Source organism: Rhizobium rhizogenes NBRC 13257, from assembly GCF_000696095.1.
Lineage (GTDB): Bacteria > Pseudomonadota > Alphaproteobacteria > Rhizobiales > Rhizobiaceae > Rhizobium > Rhizobium rhizogenes.
Genome location: NZ_BAYX01000001.1, coordinates 799,517 through 814,457 on the forward strand (window position 1 = coordinate 799,517; position 14,941 = coordinate 814,457).

General features: G+C 61.1%; 14 protein-coding genes, 1 tRNA gene and 1 pseudogene. 7 read left to right on the forward strand and 9 right to left on the reverse strand.

Annotation, left to right across the window (positions count from 1 at the left end; genetic code table 11):
* Positions 1–9 precede the first annotated feature (9 nt).
* Complete coding sequence (locus RRH01S_RS03880; RefSeq protein WP_012651491.1) at positions 10–1,098, reverse strand: citrate synthase/methylcitrate synthase; 1,089 nt, start codon at positions 1,096–1,098, stop codon at positions 10–12.
* 84 nt (positions 1,099–1,182) lie between these two features.
* On the opposite strand from RRH01S_RS03880, the gene RRH01S_RS03885 reads away from it, so the two are divergent.
* Positions 1,183–2,316 carry a citrate synthase gene (locus RRH01S_RS03885; RefSeq protein WP_012651490.1) on the forward strand — a complete coding sequence of 378 codons (1,134 nt, stop codon included), beginning with the start codon at positions 1,183–1,185 and terminating at the stop codon, positions 2,314–2,316.
* Here RRH01S_RS03885 and RRH01S_RS03890 read toward each other — a convergent pair.
* Positions 2,292–2,669 (reverse strand): VOC family protein, encoded by a 378-nt coding sequence (locus tag RRH01S_RS03890; RefSeq protein WP_012651489.1) that lies wholly within the window; start codon positions 2,667–2,669, stop codon positions 2,292–2,294. The two genes, RRH01S_RS03885 and RRH01S_RS03890, sit on opposite strands and share 25 nt — an antisense overlap.
* Before the next feature lie 199 nt (positions 2,670–2,868).
* Between RRH01S_RS03890 and gnd the strand changes: the two genes are divergently transcribed.
* Entirely contained in the window at positions 2,869–3,894 is a 1,026-nt protein-coding gene (gnd, locus tag RRH01S_RS03895) for a phosphogluconate dehydrogenase (NAD(+)-dependent, decarboxylating) (protein ID WP_012651488.1), read from the forward strand.
* Between the two features lie 67 nt (positions 3,895–3,961).
* Here gnd and RRH01S_RS03900 read toward each other — a convergent pair whose 3' ends face one another.
* From RRH01S_RS03900 to RRH01S_RS03920, 5 genes are read right to left on the reverse strand one after another with little or no spacing between them, the layout of a single operon-like run.
* Positions 3,962–5,188 carry a molybdopterin molybdotransferase MoeA gene (locus RRH01S_RS03900; RefSeq protein ID WP_007696103.1) on the reverse strand — a complete coding sequence of 409 codons (1,227 nt, stop codon included), beginning with the start codon at positions 5,186–5,188 and terminating at the stop codon, positions 3,962–3,964.
* 3 nt (positions 5,189–5,191) lie between these two features.
* Positions 5,192–5,686 carry a cyclic pyranopterin monophosphate synthase MoaC gene (moaC, locus tag RRH01S_RS03905; RefSeq protein WP_012651487.1) on the reverse strand — a complete coding sequence of 165 codons (495 nt, stop codon included), beginning with the start codon at positions 5,684–5,686 and terminating at the stop codon, positions 5,192–5,194.
* Between the two features lies 1 nt (position 5,687).
* Positions 5,688–6,503: an indole-3-glycerol phosphate synthase TrpC gene (trpC, locus tag RRH01S_RS03910; protein WP_012651486.1), complete on the reverse strand. Its 816-nt coding sequence runs from the start codon at positions 6,501–6,503 to the stop codon at positions 5,688–5,690.
* Positions 6,504–6,515: 12 nt separating this feature from the next.
* Positions 6,516–7,532, reverse strand: coding sequence for an anthranilate phosphoribosyltransferase (gene trpD / locus RRH01S_RS03915; protein WP_012651485.1), 1,017 nt, complete (start codon positions 7,530–7,532; stop codon positions 6,516–6,518).
* 24 nt (positions 7,533–7,556) lie between these two features.
* Positions 7,557–9,449, reverse strand: a complete 1,893-nt coding sequence (locus RRH01S_RS03920) for a peptidylprolyl isomerase (protein WP_012651484.1) — start codon at positions 9,447–9,449, stop codon at positions 7,557–7,559.
* A gap of 183 nt (positions 9,450–9,632) precedes the next feature.
* Between RRH01S_RS03920 and RRH01S_RS03925 the strand changes: the two genes are divergently transcribed.
* The 4 genes from RRH01S_RS03925 to RRH01S_RS03940 all read left to right on the forward strand — a co-directional run bounded on the left by RRH01S_RS03925 (position 9,633) and on the right by RRH01S_RS03940 (position 13,376).
* Positions 9,633–9,914 carry a hypothetical protein gene (locus RRH01S_RS03925; RefSeq protein ID WP_007696092.1) on the forward strand — a complete coding sequence of 94 codons (282 nt, stop codon included), beginning with the start codon at positions 9,633–9,635 and terminating at the stop codon, positions 9,912–9,914.
* Positions 9,915–10,158: 244 nt separating this feature from the next.
* The gene (locus RRH01S_RS03930; RefSeq protein WP_007696090.1) at positions 10,159–10,623 is read left to right on the forward strand and encodes a MarR family winged helix-turn-helix transcriptional regulator; all 465 of its coding nucleotides are present in this window, start codon (positions 10,159–10,161) and stop codon (positions 10,621–10,623) included.
* A complete protein-coding gene (locus RRH01S_RS03935; RefSeq protein ID WP_012651483.1) occupies positions 10,616–11,839 on the forward strand; it encodes an HlyD family secretion protein in 1,224 nt (407 codons plus the stop codon). The genes RRH01S_RS03930 and RRH01S_RS03935 overlap by 8 nt, the downstream gene beginning before the upstream one ends.
* Positions 11,832–13,376, forward strand: a complete 1,545-nt coding sequence (locus tag RRH01S_RS03940; protein WP_012651482.1) for a DHA2 family efflux MFS transporter permease subunit — start codon at positions 11,832–11,834, stop codon at positions 13,374–13,376. Before RRH01S_RS03935 ends, RRH01S_RS03940 begins: the two co-directional genes overlap by 8 nt.
* Positions 13,377–13,442: 66 nt before the next feature.
* On the opposite strand, the gene RRH01S_RS03945 is transcribed toward RRH01S_RS03940, so the two are convergent.
* Entirely contained in the window at positions 13,443–14,045 is a 603-nt protein-coding gene (locus RRH01S_RS03945; protein ID WP_012651481.1) for a DNA-3-methyladenine glycosylase, read from the reverse strand.
* Positions 14,046–14,242: 197 nt separating this feature from the next.
* On the opposite strand from RRH01S_RS03945, the gene RRH01S_RS03950 reads away from it, so the two are divergent.
* Positions 14,243–14,332, forward strand: a tRNA-Ser gene (locus RRH01S_RS03950).
* An 87-nt stretch (positions 14,333–14,419) separates the two neighbouring features.
* Here the strand turns inward: RRH01S_RS03950 and RRH01S_RS34310 are convergent.
* Positions 14,420–14,941 (reverse strand): annotated as a pseudogene (locus RRH01S_RS34310) (hypothetical protein); the annotation flags it as partial.

Below are 14,941 nucleotides of genomic sequence, written 5' to 3' on the forward strand. Positions count from 1 at the left end.
ATACTTTTACTACGCCGCCTTCGGCAACGGGCCGACATAGCGCGACTGCGGGCGGATCAGGCGGCCATCCAATGTCTGCTCGCGCGCATGGGCAATCCAGCCGACTGTGCGGCCGATCGCAAAGACGCCGGTGAAGGAGTTGCGCGGAAAGCCGAGAGCATCGAGCAACAGCGCCGTGTAGTACTCGACGTTGACATCGAGTGGACGATCCGGCTTGCGTTCCTTGAGGAGCGCAAGTGCCGCAGCCTCGATCGCTTCGGCAAGGGCGATACGACCGGCATCCGCCTGACCACTTGCGAAAATCGGCTTGAGCGCCGTCTTCAGGGCATCGGCGCGCGGATCCCGAACGCGGTAGATGCGGTGGCCGAACCCCATCAGCCGCTCGCCATCGTCAAGCGCCTTTGACAGCCAGGCGCGCGCATTGGCGGGCACGCCGACGGCATCCAGCATATCGAGCACTGGGCCGGGAGCGCCGCCATGCAGCGGTCCCTTGAGGGCACTGATCGCAGCCAGCACCGACGATGTCAGGCCGGCATGAGTCGAGGCGATGACGCGGGAGGCGAAGGTGGAAGCATTCAGGCCATGGTCGGAGATCGTCACCAGATAGGCGTCGAGGCCGGCCGTCTGCTCCGATGTCGGGCGCTTGCCTGTCAGCATGCGCAGGATGTCAGCCGACTGCGAAAGCGAGGCGTCCGGCTTGATCGGCGTTTCGCCATCCTGAAGGCGCAGCACGGCGGGCAGGAAAACGGCTGGTGCCGCCATCAAGCGGATGGCGGTCGCAAAGTCCTCGCCGTCCTCGATGCGGGCCAGCAACGCCCGCACGGCCTCGACCGGCGGCAGGGCCAGCAATGCCGGATCGGCGGCGCCGACATGCGCGAACAATTCTGCACGAGCAGCGCCCAACTGCGTCCTGATGCTTGCAGCATCGGCGTGTTCCTCGAACAGGCCGTCGAGCAGCAGGGCTGCGACATCCTCGAAACGGCTCGTTGCCACCAGATCGTCCAGCGACACGCCGCGAATGATCAGCCGGCCGGCAGCACCGTCGACATCTGACAGCTTAGTTTCGGCAGCAATGACATCTTCAAGACCACTTTTCATCAGCATTCTCCTTTGACTATGCGTTTAGATCAGTCCTATTTTCATTGACGTCAATCTTGATGAAATTGATCAATGTGAGGATTTATGAGCTGGCTGACGGCGGAACAGGCGCTAACCCTGCTAGGCACAAAAACGCAGACGCTCTACGCCAATGTCAGCCGTGGTCGCATCCGTGCAAAGCCCGATCCCGCGGATACGCGGCGCAGCCTTTACTTCACCGATGACGTCAAACGGTTGGCGGCCCGCCACGCGGGACGGCGCAAGACCGAGACCGTAGCGGCCGAGGCGATCCAATGGGGCGATCCGGTGCTGCCTTCGGCACTGTCGACGGTTTCAGATGGCCGCCTGTTCTATCGCGGGCAGGATACGGCCAAGCTTGCCGAACATGCGACACTGGAGGAGATCGCGGTCCTGCTCTGGGACATGAAGCGGCCGCTGCGGCTGGAAGGGCAGGGTGGCGATAAACGATTGCCCGCCCTGAGCGCTGCCTTTTCTGCCCTGGCTGGGCGCGCCACGACGGACCTGCCTTCGCTTGGGCGTTCGTTGCCGGCGCTCCAGAACGAAGCCGAAAGCGTGTTCGGCACCGTTGCGGTAGCACTGGCACCGGGGACATCGACGCTGCCGGTGCATGAGCGCCTGGCAACGGCCTGGGACAGGCCGGATGCAAGCGACCTCATCCGCCGCTGCCTGGTTCTCTTCGCCGATCACGAGCTCAACGCATCGACCTTCACGGCGCGAATCACCGCTTCCGCTGGGGCGACGCTGTCAGCCGCCGCACTCTCCGGTCTTGCGACGCTGACCGGGCCGCTGCATGGCGGTGCGTGGCAAAGCGTGCGCTCGCTGGTCACCCGCGCCGCCGCGATCGGGGCGGAGGGGGCCGTGCGCAGCTATCTGGCGGAAGGCCGGCCAGTGCCGGCGGTCGGACATCCGTTCTATCCGGACGGCGATGCGCGCGCCAAGGCGCTGCTCGCTTGCTTCACCCTGCCGCCCTTGTTTGCGGAGGTTCGGAGCGTCGCTGAAGACCTCGTGGGAGAACGGGTTAATGTCGACTTTGCCCTGACGGCGATGACGTCAGCCTATCATCTGCCCCAGGATGCCCCGATGATCATCTTCGCGCTTGCCCGCACGGTTGGCTGGCTGGCGCATGCCATGGAGCAGTCGACCAGCGGTCATCTCATCCGCCCCCGAGCCCGCTATATCGGCCCATCGGTCGAGTGACAGACGGCCTCGATATTGTGGCCATCGGGATCGAGGATGAAGGCGCCATAATAATTGGGATGATAGTGGGACCGGATACCGGGAGGCCCATTGTCCAGCCCACCGGCGGCAAGGGCGGCCTCGTAGAATTGATCAACGGCCGCTCTGTCCTCTGCCGTGAAGGCAACGTGAACGCCGGTTTGCGGCACATTTCGCTGCCCTATCCAGAAAAAGGCCTTTGGCCTGATCCCATATCCCGCAAATATCGCGCCTTCGGCGTATAGACGCTCTATGCCGAGGGGCAGCAAAGCCTTGTCGTAGAAGGCTTTCGACCGCTCGACATCGCTCACTCCGATTGTAACGTGATCCAGCATATTGGCTCCAGGGACGGTCGATGCCGATAGCATGGCAGCTTGCCAGCGTCGGGCAATATCACAGATGCGTGAGCGCCGTATGTTTCGCCCTGATCCCGCGCGGCTGCATAGCTCGCCCGTCATTTGTTCATTGGCAAAGACCGCTAAATATCTTTATTGAGATTTCAACCGATACAAATCCTTCCTAGGAGACTGACATATGCAAATCGGAATGATTGGCCTTGGCCGCATGGGCAGCAACATGGTGCAGCGTCTGATGAAGGGCGGCCATAGTGCTGTCGTTTTCGACGCGCGCCCGGAAAGCATCGCGACGCTTGAAAAGCTCGGCGCCGCCGGTAGCACGTCGCTCGAAGATTTCGTATCGAAGCTCGCCCGTCCTCGCGCCGTCTGGCTCATGCTGCCCGCCGCGATCGTCGACAAGGAACTCGCCGCGATCCTTCCGCTGCTCGACGAGGGCGATATCGTCATCGACGGCGGCAACTCCTATTATCATGACGACATTCGCCGCGCCGGCGAGCTGAAATCCAAGGGCATCCACTATGTCGACGTCGGCACCAGCGGCGGCGTCTTCGGCCTGGAGCGCGGCTATTGCCTGATGATTGGCGGCGAAAAGGATACCGTCCAGCATCTGTCGCCGATCTTCGCAACGCTTGCACCGGGCATTGGCGATGTTCTTCCGTCGCCGATGCGGTCCGATGAAGCGGCAAAGGCGAGCACGGCCGAACAGGGCTACCTGCATTGCGGCCCGTCCGGCGCCGGCCACTTCGTTAAAATGGTTCATAACGGCATCGAATATGGCTTGATGGCTGCCTATGCCGAAGGCTTCAACGTGCTGCGCCACGCTAATATCGGCACGCAGACCACCGAAGCCGACGCGGAAACCGCGCCGTTGTCCCATCCGGAATATTATCAATATAACCTCGACATCGCAGAAATCAGCGAAGTCTGGCGCCGCGGCAGCGTCATCACGTCCTGGCTGCTCGACCTCACCGCCGACGCACTGCATGGCGATGCCGCTTTGTCGCAATATGCCGGCCGTGTTTCGGATTCGGGCGAGGGTCGGTGGACCATCTCGGCTGCCATCGACGAAGGCGTCCCGACGCCGGTGCTCAGCGCCGCCCTCTACGGCCGCTTCGCGTCGCGCGGCAATGACGATTACGCCAACAAGGTTCTGTCGGCCATGCGCGCAGGTTTCGGCGGCCACCACGAGAAGCCGGTCAAGTAATCTTGTTCTGAATGTCGTGATATTGATGCCGGGTGGTCGAAACTGCCCGGCATTTTTTGTAACCGGTTTAGCCCAGCAGATCGGGGCGCAACAGCAGGACCGGACATGGGGAGCCAGCGGCAAGTTCCGGCACATGCGGCGGGCGGATGATAAGGCAATCCGCGCGGGAAAAGACTTTCATCATCGAGGAATCCTGCTTGGAAAAAGGCTCTGCCAGCCACGAACCGTTGGCGGCTTTCGTCAGCGTCGCGCGGACATAGTCCTGACGCTGATCATTGGCTTTGAGGGGTATGGCGGCCAGGGCCGTGGCCTCGCGTTTCACCGGCGGTAGAGACGCCAACTTGCGGATCAGCGGCTCCAGGAACAACAGGCCGCAGACGAGGCTGGAGACCGGGTTGCCGGGCAGCCCGAGCACATGGGTCTCGCCGAGGCTGCCGACCATCAGCGGCTTGCCGGGGCGCATGGCGATCCGCCAGAAATCGAGCTGCATTCCCGCTTCGATAAGCGTCGCCTGCACCAGATCGTGATCGCCGACGGAGGCGCCGCCGAGCGTAACGATGACATCCGCTTTCGCCACCTGCGCCCGACCGATCGCGGCGGTAATTTCCGCCTTGTCGTCAGGGACGATACCCAGATCTAGCACATGGGCGCCGGCGCTGCGGGCGAGTGCGGCGATCCCGAAGGTGTTCGACGCGATGATCTGCGAAGGCCCCGGCTCGGTTCCCGGCGTCACCAGCTCATCGCCCGTCGCAAGGATCGCCACCAGCGGACGGCGATAGACATCGAGCGCCGGATGGTTCATGGCCGCCGCAACCGTCAGGCGCGAAAAATCCATCACCGTGCCGGCCGGAAGCACGACTTCACCTTCGGCAAAATCCTGGCCGCGCGGGCGGATATGCTGCCCCTTACGCAGTGGGTAAGTTGTGCGGATGCGACCATCCTCCGGCCGTTCGGCATCTTCCTGCAGCAGCACCGTATCGGCTCCAGCCGGAACTGGCGCACCGGTGAAGATACGCACCGTTTCGCCTTTGCCGACTGCACCCTCGAAGGCATGGCCTGCGGCGGAAGCGCCGATCACGGTCAGTTCCGCGCCCGGCTCGGCGGCATCCTCGAAACGCAGCGCATAGCCATCCATCGCTGAAGCGTCGAAGGGCGGTTGGGTCAGGCGTGCGGAGAGATCCTTGGCGAGAACCCGGCCTTCGGCCAGGTCGAGCGGAACGCTTTCGATGCGATGGAGCGACGTTGCGCTATTCAGCAGGCGCGCCTGGGCGTCCGCTACGGGTAAAAGGCTCATGCGTCAGGCCTCCGGGTGACGGAAATCGCCGGATTTGCCGCCGGATTTCTCCAATAATCTGATGCCGCCGATTTCCATTGTCCTGTCGGCGGCCTTGGCCATGTCGTAGATGGTCAGGCAGGCGACGGAGACCGCTGTCAACGCTTCCATCTCGACGCCGGTGCGGCCGGTAAGCTTTGCGGTTGCGGTTATGCGCAGGCCGGGCAGGGCGGCGTCCTCGGTGATATCGACCGTAACCTTGGTCAGCATCAGCGGATGGCAGAGCGGGATGAGATTGGCGGTCTGCTTGGCGGCCATGATACCAGCAAGCCGTGCGGTGCCGATGACATCACCCTTTTTGGCATTGCCTTCGCGGATCAGCGCCAGCGTTTCCGGCTTCATCGTGACATGGCCTTCGGCGGTCGCGATACGGATCGTCTCGGCCTTGTCGCCGACATCGACCATATGCGCCTCGCCGGAAGCGCCGATATGGGTGAGGCCGGTCTTTTCCGTGCTCATCTTACTCGGCCGCGACGGCGCCGACTTCGCCGGTCAGCAGCAGGCCCGTTGCCGCCGCCACGTCGTCCTTGCGCATCAGGCTTTCGCCGACGAGGAACGTGGTGATATCAACGGCTTCCAGCCGCTTGCAATCAGCATGGGTGAAGACGCCGCTTTCGCCCACCAGCAGCCGGTCGGCGGGAACCATAGGTGCCAGGGCTTCGCTGACCGACAGGCTGACCTCAAAGGTGCGCAGATTGCGGTTGTTGATGCCGATCAGCGGCGAGGACAGCTTCAGCGCCCGCTCCATTTCCTCGGCGTCGTGGACTTCGACCAGCACATCCATCCCGAGGCCGAAGGCTTCGTCCTGCAGGCGCTCGGCATCGCTGTCGGAGAGAGAAGCCATGATCAGGAGAATGCAGTCGCCACCCCAGGCGCGCGCTTCATGCACCTGATAGGTCTCGAACATGAAATCCTTGCGCAATGCCGGCAGCGAACAGGCTGCACGAGCGGCGGTCAGGAATTCCGGCGCACCCTGGAAGCTCGGGCTATCCGTCAAGACGGAGAGGCAGGCAGCACCACCCACTTCATAGGCCTTGGCGAGAGCAGGCGGATCGAAATCGGGACGGATCAGGCCCTTCGAGGGGCTGGCCTTCTTGATTTCGGCGATCAGGCCGAAGGAGCCGGCATTCTTCTTGGCGGCCAGCGCCTTATGGAAACCGCGCGGCGCGGACTGGTCGGCCTGCATCGCCTTGAGATCGGCAAGCGAGACCTTGGCCTTGGCGGCGGCAATCTCTTCGCGCTTATAGGCTTCGATCTTCTTGAGAATATCGGTCATGACGTCCTGAACCTATTCTTCGTCGTTGGAGACGGCGATCAGCTTTTCCAGCGCAGCGGCGGTTGCGCCGCTATCGAGCGACTGGGCCGCGAGCTTCATGCCATCATGAAGCGTTTCCGCCTTGCCGGCAATCACCAGGGATGCTGCCGCGTTCGCAAGCGAAATATCGCGATAGGCATTCTTTTCACCGCTGAGCACGGCGCGGAGCGCTGCCGCGTTGGCAATGCCGTCGCCGCCCTTGAGGTCGGCAAGATCGGCATGCGCGAGGCCAAAGTCGGCCGGCGTCAGTTCGAAGGTGCGGATCTTGCCGTCCTCGAGCGCTGCGACCGAGGTCGTTCCTGTCGTTGTGATTTCGTCAAGGCCATTGCCGTGCACGACCCAGACGCTTTCGGCATTTAGGTCCTTCAGCACCTCGGCGAGCGGCACGACCCATTGCGGCGCGAAAACGCCAAGCAACTGCCGTCGAGCGCCAGCCGGGTTCGCCAAAGGTCCTAATAGATTGAAGATTGTGCGAGTACCGAGTTCAACGCGGGAAGGGCCGACATGGCGCATCGAGGAATGATGCAGTTGCGCGAACATGAAACCGATACCGGCCTCACGAATGCAACGGGCAATGACCTCGGGACCGATATCGAGTTTGATACCCAGCACGGACTGCGTGTCGGCCGTACCGGCCTTGGAGCTCTGAGCACGGTTACCGTGCTTGGCGACCGGCACGCCTGCACCGGCAACGATGAACGCCGCAAGCGTCGAAATGTTGTAGGTGCCAAAGCCATCGCCGCCGGTGCCGACGATATCGATCGCATCCGCCGGCGCTTCCACCGGCAACATCTTGGCACGCATCGCCGTGACGGCGCCGACGATTTCGTCGACCGTCTCGCCCCGCACGCGCAGCGCCATCAGGAATGCGCCGATTTGCGAGGGCGTGGCTTCACCTGACATCAAAATATCGAATGCCTGACGGGCTTCGTCCCGCGTCAGCACCTCGCGATTGGCGACCTTGGCGAGGAAAGGTTTCAATTCAGCCATCGGCTATCGATCCTCCCGACCGAGCTAGCGAGACATCGCCTGTTCGGCGAGGTTCTGGTTGACCGTGACGGTGTATTTCGACTGCAGGTCGGCAACGATCTGGTCGAGAATGTCGTCACCGGCAGCGTTGGCAATCTGGGTCGCCTGCTGATCCTGGTTGCTGAGCGCATCGGTCGTCGGATTGTTGTTGACGTCGGTGACCTTCAGCAGGATCTGCGTCGTGTCATCAGCACCGATGGCATTGGCAGCCGTGTCGATCGGGCCGGAGAAGGCGGCGGCAACGCCGGCACGACCAAGAACCGGATCGTCCGTCGTGCGCGTCACGTCAGCCTTGCTTTCGACGGCGATGCCGAGCGGCGTGGCGATATCGGCAAGCGACTTGCCCTTCTGCGCTTCCTGCTTCAGCTCGTTGGCCTTGGCGGCGAGAGCGATCTTCTGCTGCTCGGCAGTCCAGTCGACAACGGCTTTTTCACGGACTTCGGCAAGCGGGCGATCACGATCCGGGGTGAGACCCAGGACATCGTACCAGACGTAACCGTCGTTGCCGACCGTCAGGGGGGCAGCATTGCTGCCCTGGTCCGCCTTGAAGACTTCGCCGAGCAATTGCTGCCTGGCGGGCAGATCCTTGATCTCGTTACCGGCCTGGTCGAGCCCGGTGGAATCGATCGCATCCACCGTTATCGCCTTCAGGTTCAACTGCTGAGCAGCCTCCTGCAACGACACACCGGAGCCGCGCAGGTCTTCGAACTTGTCATGGATGCTGGTGATATCGCTGGCGGCAGCGTTGAGCGCGATCTGCTTGCGGATATCTTCCTTGACGTCGTCGAAGTTCTTCGCGGTCTCGTCCTTGACGTTGGTCACACGCAGGATCACCGGGCCGAAGGAGCCGTCGACGACGGGCGTCGTGCCGCCTTCCTTAGCCACGGCAAAAGCGGCCTGGGCGAGCGTCTGATCCGGCACCTGCTCCTTGGTGAAGGTGCCAAGCAATACGTCGGCCGGCTTCTTGCCCTGGTCGGTGACGAGCTGATCGAACGTCGTACCGGTCTTCAGCGCATCCGAGGCCGCATTTGCGAGGTCCTTGTTGGCGAAGGTCAGCTGCTCGATCGTGCGCGTTGCCGGCGTGGTGAAGCTATTCTTGCGCTTCTCGAACTCAGCGCGAGCGGCATCGTCGGTAACGCTTGCCGGATCGGCAATGTCTTCCGCCTGGAGTTTCACATAAGAAAACTTGCGATATTCGGGAGCGCGGAACTTCGACTTGACGCCATCGAACCATTTCGACAGCACGTCGTCTGCCGGAGCCTTGATCGGATCGATATTGGCATTGGTCAGCAGCAGATAGTCGATGCTGCGGCTTTCATCATGATACTGCTTGACGGCATCGACCAGCGTCTTCGGGGCGACAAAGCCGTTGGAGACAGCTTCGACGATCTGACTGCGGACCGCGACCTTGCTGCGCTCCTTGATATAATCGTCGGGATTAATGTTGCTGTTGCGCAGCAGGCTCTCGAACTTCTGGCGATCGAAGGTGCCGTTCAGCGCTTTGAAGGCCGGATCGTCACCGATGAGCTGAGCAAGACGATCCTGCGACAGGCCGAGGTTCATATCGCTGGCGAGCTGGTCGAGCGAAGCGCCGGCCACAAGCTGCGCGACGGTCTGCTGCGCGATGCCGAAGGCGCGTGCTTGTTCCGGCGTGATCTGCATGCGCAGCTGCTGGCTGATCGCCTGAATCTGACGACGATAGGCAAGGCGGAATTCGTTGGTATCGATCTTCTGATCACCGACGGTCACGACGGCATTACTGCTCCCTCCCGTCACCATTCGGCTTTCGATGCCCCATATGCTGAAAGCAGCAATCAGAAGCACGAAGATACCCTTGGCAACCCAGGTCTTGGCCAGTTTTCTCAACACATCGAACATCGGAAGGCAAACCTCGTCATCAATACCTCTTCGCCCGCGGGCGAAGCAATCGGAGTTCCTTAGAGCAATCCGAAACGGAATTGAAGAGCTACCAAGGAAATCAACCGGGCGAGGCACCAAAGCTCCGGAACCTTTACCCAGCATTGACGTTGACTGACAAGGTAACAACAAAAGGAGCCGACGATGGCCGAGACGAAATCCGCTTCCGCCCAATCCGCCTCAGCACAGGCACACGCAGAAACCGCCGTCGACGACCTGGCCGCACAGATTGCAGCGCTGCGGGAGGATTTGACAAGACTTTCCCATAGTGTGGCAGCGGTCGGGCAGGGCGCAAAGTCGGTCGTCACCGAGGAGGCTCAGGAAGTAACCGAGCAGCTTCGGGAGAAGGTTCGTCAGGAACCGATCTTCATGGTCGCGGCCGCAGCCGGCATTGGTTATCTGATAGGCCTGCTCAGCCATCGATAGCGCATGTGCGTGCAGAATCTATAAATCCGCGGGCTTGGAGCCTGCGGATTCCGTTTCCAGTTTGAATTTTGAATCATGAGTCGCGCGTAGCTTCGTATCCCTGGCGACTGCGACATCTTTGCGACACCCCTGCGACATTTTGACAATCCGCCGTTGATCGCGCCTCGACCTCTTGAATCGGGCGTCCGCTTATTATACGTCACGGCATTATAAGGTTGCTTATGAATAGCAGGCTTCTCATATCATGCACACAGCACCGACCCTCGGCTTTCTCCTCCACGACGTTGCCCGGCTTCTTCGGAAGCGGTTCGAGCAGCGTGCTAAAGATTTGGGACTGACGCGCTCCCAATGGCAGACGCTTGCCTATCTCTCGAACAACGAGGGTATCCATCAGGCCGGTCTTGCCGAGATGTTGGAAATCGAGCCGATTACGCTGGTGCGTATCCTCGACAAGCTGGCCGATCGCGGACTGGTCGAACGTCGCCAGCATCCGAACGATCGCCGGAGCTGGCTGCTCTACATGCGCGATGACGCCCGGCCATTGCTCGACACCATGCGCAGTTTGGGCGACCAGACCCGCAGGGAGGCCCTGCAAGGCGTTCCCATCGAGGAACATGAGCGCCTTTATCAATTGCTTACCCTAATGAAATCGAACCTGGTTCAGGCCTGCCGTGCAACGGTGGGCGACAAAGAGACACATCATGGCTGACGCATCCTCTCCGCTTCGCGTACCCGCAAATGCAAATTCCGCTAGCGAACAGAATCAAGCCGCAGTTGCAGAGGCGCCGTCCTCCAATCCTGCGCCCGCGCCTGCAGCAGCAGGGGCCGCGGCTCCGGCTGCCGCTCCCGAAAAGCCGCGCAAGCGCCGCAGCCCGACGCGGCCGATCCTCTTCGCGCTACTGCCAGTCGCCCTGGTTGTTGGCGGCTATTATTACGTCACAGGCGGGCAAATCATGTCCACCGACAACGCCTATGTCCAGGCAGACATGGTCGGCGTTTCGACCGATGTTTCCGGCACGGTGATCTCGGTCGACGTGCATGAAAATGAGGTGGTGAAGAAGGGGCAGGTGCTTTTCCGCCTGAAGCCCGATTCGTTCCGCATTACGCTGGAAGGCGCGCAGGCGCAGCTCGGCAACGCCCGCAACCAGATCCTGAACCTGCAGGCGAGTTACAAGCAATCGCTCGCCGAGATCGCCCAGGCGCAGGCCGACATTCCCTATTACCAGAATGAATATGAGCGCCAGCAGAACCTGATCAACAGCTCGGTCGCCTCCAAGGCCGCTTACGATCAGGCCAAGCACAATCTCGATGCGGCTCAGCAGAAGGTCTCCGTCGCCCAGGCGCAGGCGGCAACCACGCTCGCCCAGCTCGGCGGCAACGCCGACCTGCCGGTCGAACAGAATCCGCTTTACCTGCAGGCCAAGGCCGCCGTCGACAACGCCCAGCGCGAACTCGACGATACGGTCGTGCGTGCACCCTTCGACGGCATCACCACCAATGTTCCCTCGCTGCAGGTCGGCGCCTATCTGACGGCCGCGCAACAGGGATTCTCGCTGGTGTCCACCACCAATATGTGGATCAACGCCAGCCCGAAGGAAACCGAGCTGACCTATGTCAAGACCGGTCAGAAGGTGACGATCTCGGTCGATGCTTATCCTGGCGTCACCTGGAAGGGGACCGTCTCCAGCATTGCGCCGGCCTCGGGCGCGAGCTTCTCGCTGCTGCCGGCGCAGAATACGACGGGCAACTGGGTGAAGGTCGTACAGCGTATCCCGATGATCATCAGCATCGACGATACGCAGGGCAAGCCGCCGCTGCGCGTCGGCATGAGCGTCGTCGCCGGCGTCGATACCGGTCACGCCCGCGGCCTGCCGGACTCCATCGCCAGCCTGTTGGGCCAATCCCACGGTCAGGATCATGAGTAACGCTGCCATCGCTTCCCCCGCAGGCCCGATCGCCAATCGCGGCGCCATCACCGCTTGCGTCATCCTGGCGGTCATCATGCAGGCGCTGGACACCACCATCGCCAACGTCGCTCTGCCGCATATCCAGGGCGACGTTTCGGCCAGCGCCGACCAGATCAATTGGGTGCTGACCTCCTATATCGTCGCCGCCGCCATCATGACGCCGCCGTCGGGATTCCTGTCGGCCAAGTTCGGCCGCAAACGCGTGCTGCTGGTGGCGATCGCCGGCTTCGTCGTCGCCTCCGTGCTGTGCGGCCTGGCGCAATCACTGAACCAGATCGTCGGCTTCCGCCTGTTGCAGGGCCTGTTCGGTGCAGCGCTCGTGCCGCTGTCGCAGGGCATCCTGCTTGACATCTACAATGTCGAGGAACGCGGCAAAGCCATGGCGCTGTTCGGCGTCTCAGTCATGGTCGGCCCGGTGCTCGGGCCTGTTATCGGTGGCTGGCTGACGGACAATATGAGCTGGCGCTGGGTGTTCTACATCAACGTGCCGATCGGCGCGCTCGCCTTCTTTGGCATCGTCGTCTATGTGACGGAAACCAAGCTCGACGCGCTCGCCAAGCTCGACATATTCGGCTTCAGCATGCTGTCGATCGGCATCGCAGCACTACAGCTTTTCCTCGACCGTGGCGAGCAGCTGGACTGGTTCTACTCCGGGGAGATCATCATTGAGGCCCTGGTTTGCGCCTGCGCCTTCTATCTCTTCCTGGTGCATACGTTCACGGCGAAGAAGTCCTTCGTGAATCCGCGATTGTTCCTGGACCAGAATTTCGCGGTGAGCATGCTGTTCATCTTCATCGTCGGCGTCACCTATCTCGCCTCGCTGGCGCTGATGACGCCCTATCTGCAGACACTGATGGGCTATCCCGTCGTCACCGCCGGCATCGTCATGGGTCCGCGCGGCCTCGGCACCATGTTCTGCATGTTCCTTGTGGGACGGCTGATCGGCAAGGTGGATACGCGCTGGCTGCTGTTCATCGGCCTCGCTCTGACCGCCTGGGCGATGTACGACATGACCGGCTGGACGCCCGACGTCTCGCAATGGACGCTGATCTCGGTCGGTTTCGTGCAGGGCGCCGGTCTTGGCTTCCTCTTCGTACCGCTGACGACAATCGCCTTTGCGACATTGCCGGCGCAGATGCGCGGCGAGGGGACCGGCCTCTACAATCTCTCGCGCAACATCGGCTCCAGCGTCGGCATTTCCGTCGTTTCGATGCTGATTACCGAGAATACCCAGGTCAACCATTCGACGATCGCCGCCTATGTGACGCCATTCAACCGCTATTTCGACGCGACGGCGGCCCAAGGCCTCAGCCCGGTGACGGCCGTTGGCCGCGCCACGCTCGACAGCATCATCACCACGCAGGCGACGATCATCGCCTATATGGACGATTTCAAGCTGCTGATGCTGATGTCGATCTTTGCCATGCCGCTGCTCATGCTGCTGCGCAAGCCAGCCGCGCCGCCGGTGGTCGATCATAGCGTTGCTATGGAATAGCCGCGCAGTCTTTCCAGTTTCACTGCGCGGTTACATGGCCGCCGGACACCACGCCGGCGGCCCTTTTTATCCTTGCGGGAATCGGCGACTGACAAAGCGTGAGCCGATCGCGCCGAAGCGCCAGAGCGGATCGACATTCCTACTGATGCCTATGCGTTTGCCCGCGACGACGGACAATGGTTCGGCCGGAGAGAATTCAAAGGGCGCAGCATCCAATGCCCTGCCGTTCAGACTGATATCGATGCCCATCGCCTGTGTCAGCTTTCCCGGCCCGCTGCAAAGTGCCGCTATGTCGGCAGTGCCGCGCCTCTGGATCATCTCTCCGATTCCGCTTTCCGGCTCCATCGCCCGGATCAACACCGCGCTCCCCGTCGTGCAGACGAAATTCACGCACCAGTGAATGCCATAGGACCGATAGATGTAGACATGCCCCGCCGGACCGAACATAGCCGCATTGCGCGCCGTTGGCCCGCGAAAAGCATGGGATGCCTCATCATCCGGCCGGTAAGCTTCCGTCTCCACGATACGCCCGCCAACGCCCGCAACGGTAAAGCGCGCGCCGATGAGATCGGACGCAACGACCACGGCGTCACGGGAAAAGAAAGCGGCAAGGTCAGGGCCGGCAAGCGGTGCCTGGCCGAGGGGCAGGGGGCGGTCGCTGGGCGTCATGGGCGAGGGCGGTGTCCTTCCGGATAATCGGTCCCAAATTACTATCGCCCGATCACTGAAACGCCTAGCCCAATCCAGACGTCCTCGATTGGGACACGAATTGGGCCGCACACCGCCGCGCAACCGGTTGACGCTCCGGCCCGAATAGCTGTAAAGCCAGCCCACCACATTTTCTGAAGCGTAACGCTTCGGCGACAGGAAGAGTGTCCGAGTGGTTTAAGGAACCGGTCTTGAAAACCGGCGTGCGGGAAACCGTACCGTGGGTTCGAATCCCACCTCTTCCGCCATTAACATTGATTTCATTATGTTTTTTCTGGCGCTTTCGCCATTTGCCATAACTATGGCACGGCGATGTCCCAGCGGCATTATTCGCCTTACGATGTTAATACGCGCCAATAACTATCCAAGAGCTTATTGCATGCGTCCGGTTCGAGTGAGCAGCTATCCCAAAATATGCTTCCCTCGTGGGTGACCGATCGAATAATCGACTGTTGGATGATATCTCTATTTTGCGGAGAGATTCCCAACGCTGTTCCAATTACACGCTTCCTAGACCCCGGTTTATTCATGCTCAATAATTGCATATTCATCTCGCCATACGAAAAACCGAGATAAACAATCGTCTCAGCGGCGGAAATTTCACTCCGAATGTCCTCTACCATTTGATGGTCAGAAATGCGTTCGGTGAAAGTTCTAAGCTGTTGTGAAATCTCCAACAGCTCCCTCGAGTCGATATTTTGGCCGAAGCCCACCTTCTGGTAAATCGAGTTTTGCCACGGCAAGCGGCCGATTTGGCCGTAAGGGTGAAAAATCTTAAGCTTGGATGCTAACGCTTCGGCTTCTTCCAGCTCAATACGAAAATAGACACTCAACCAGTGGCTAATCCAGTGCTCGAG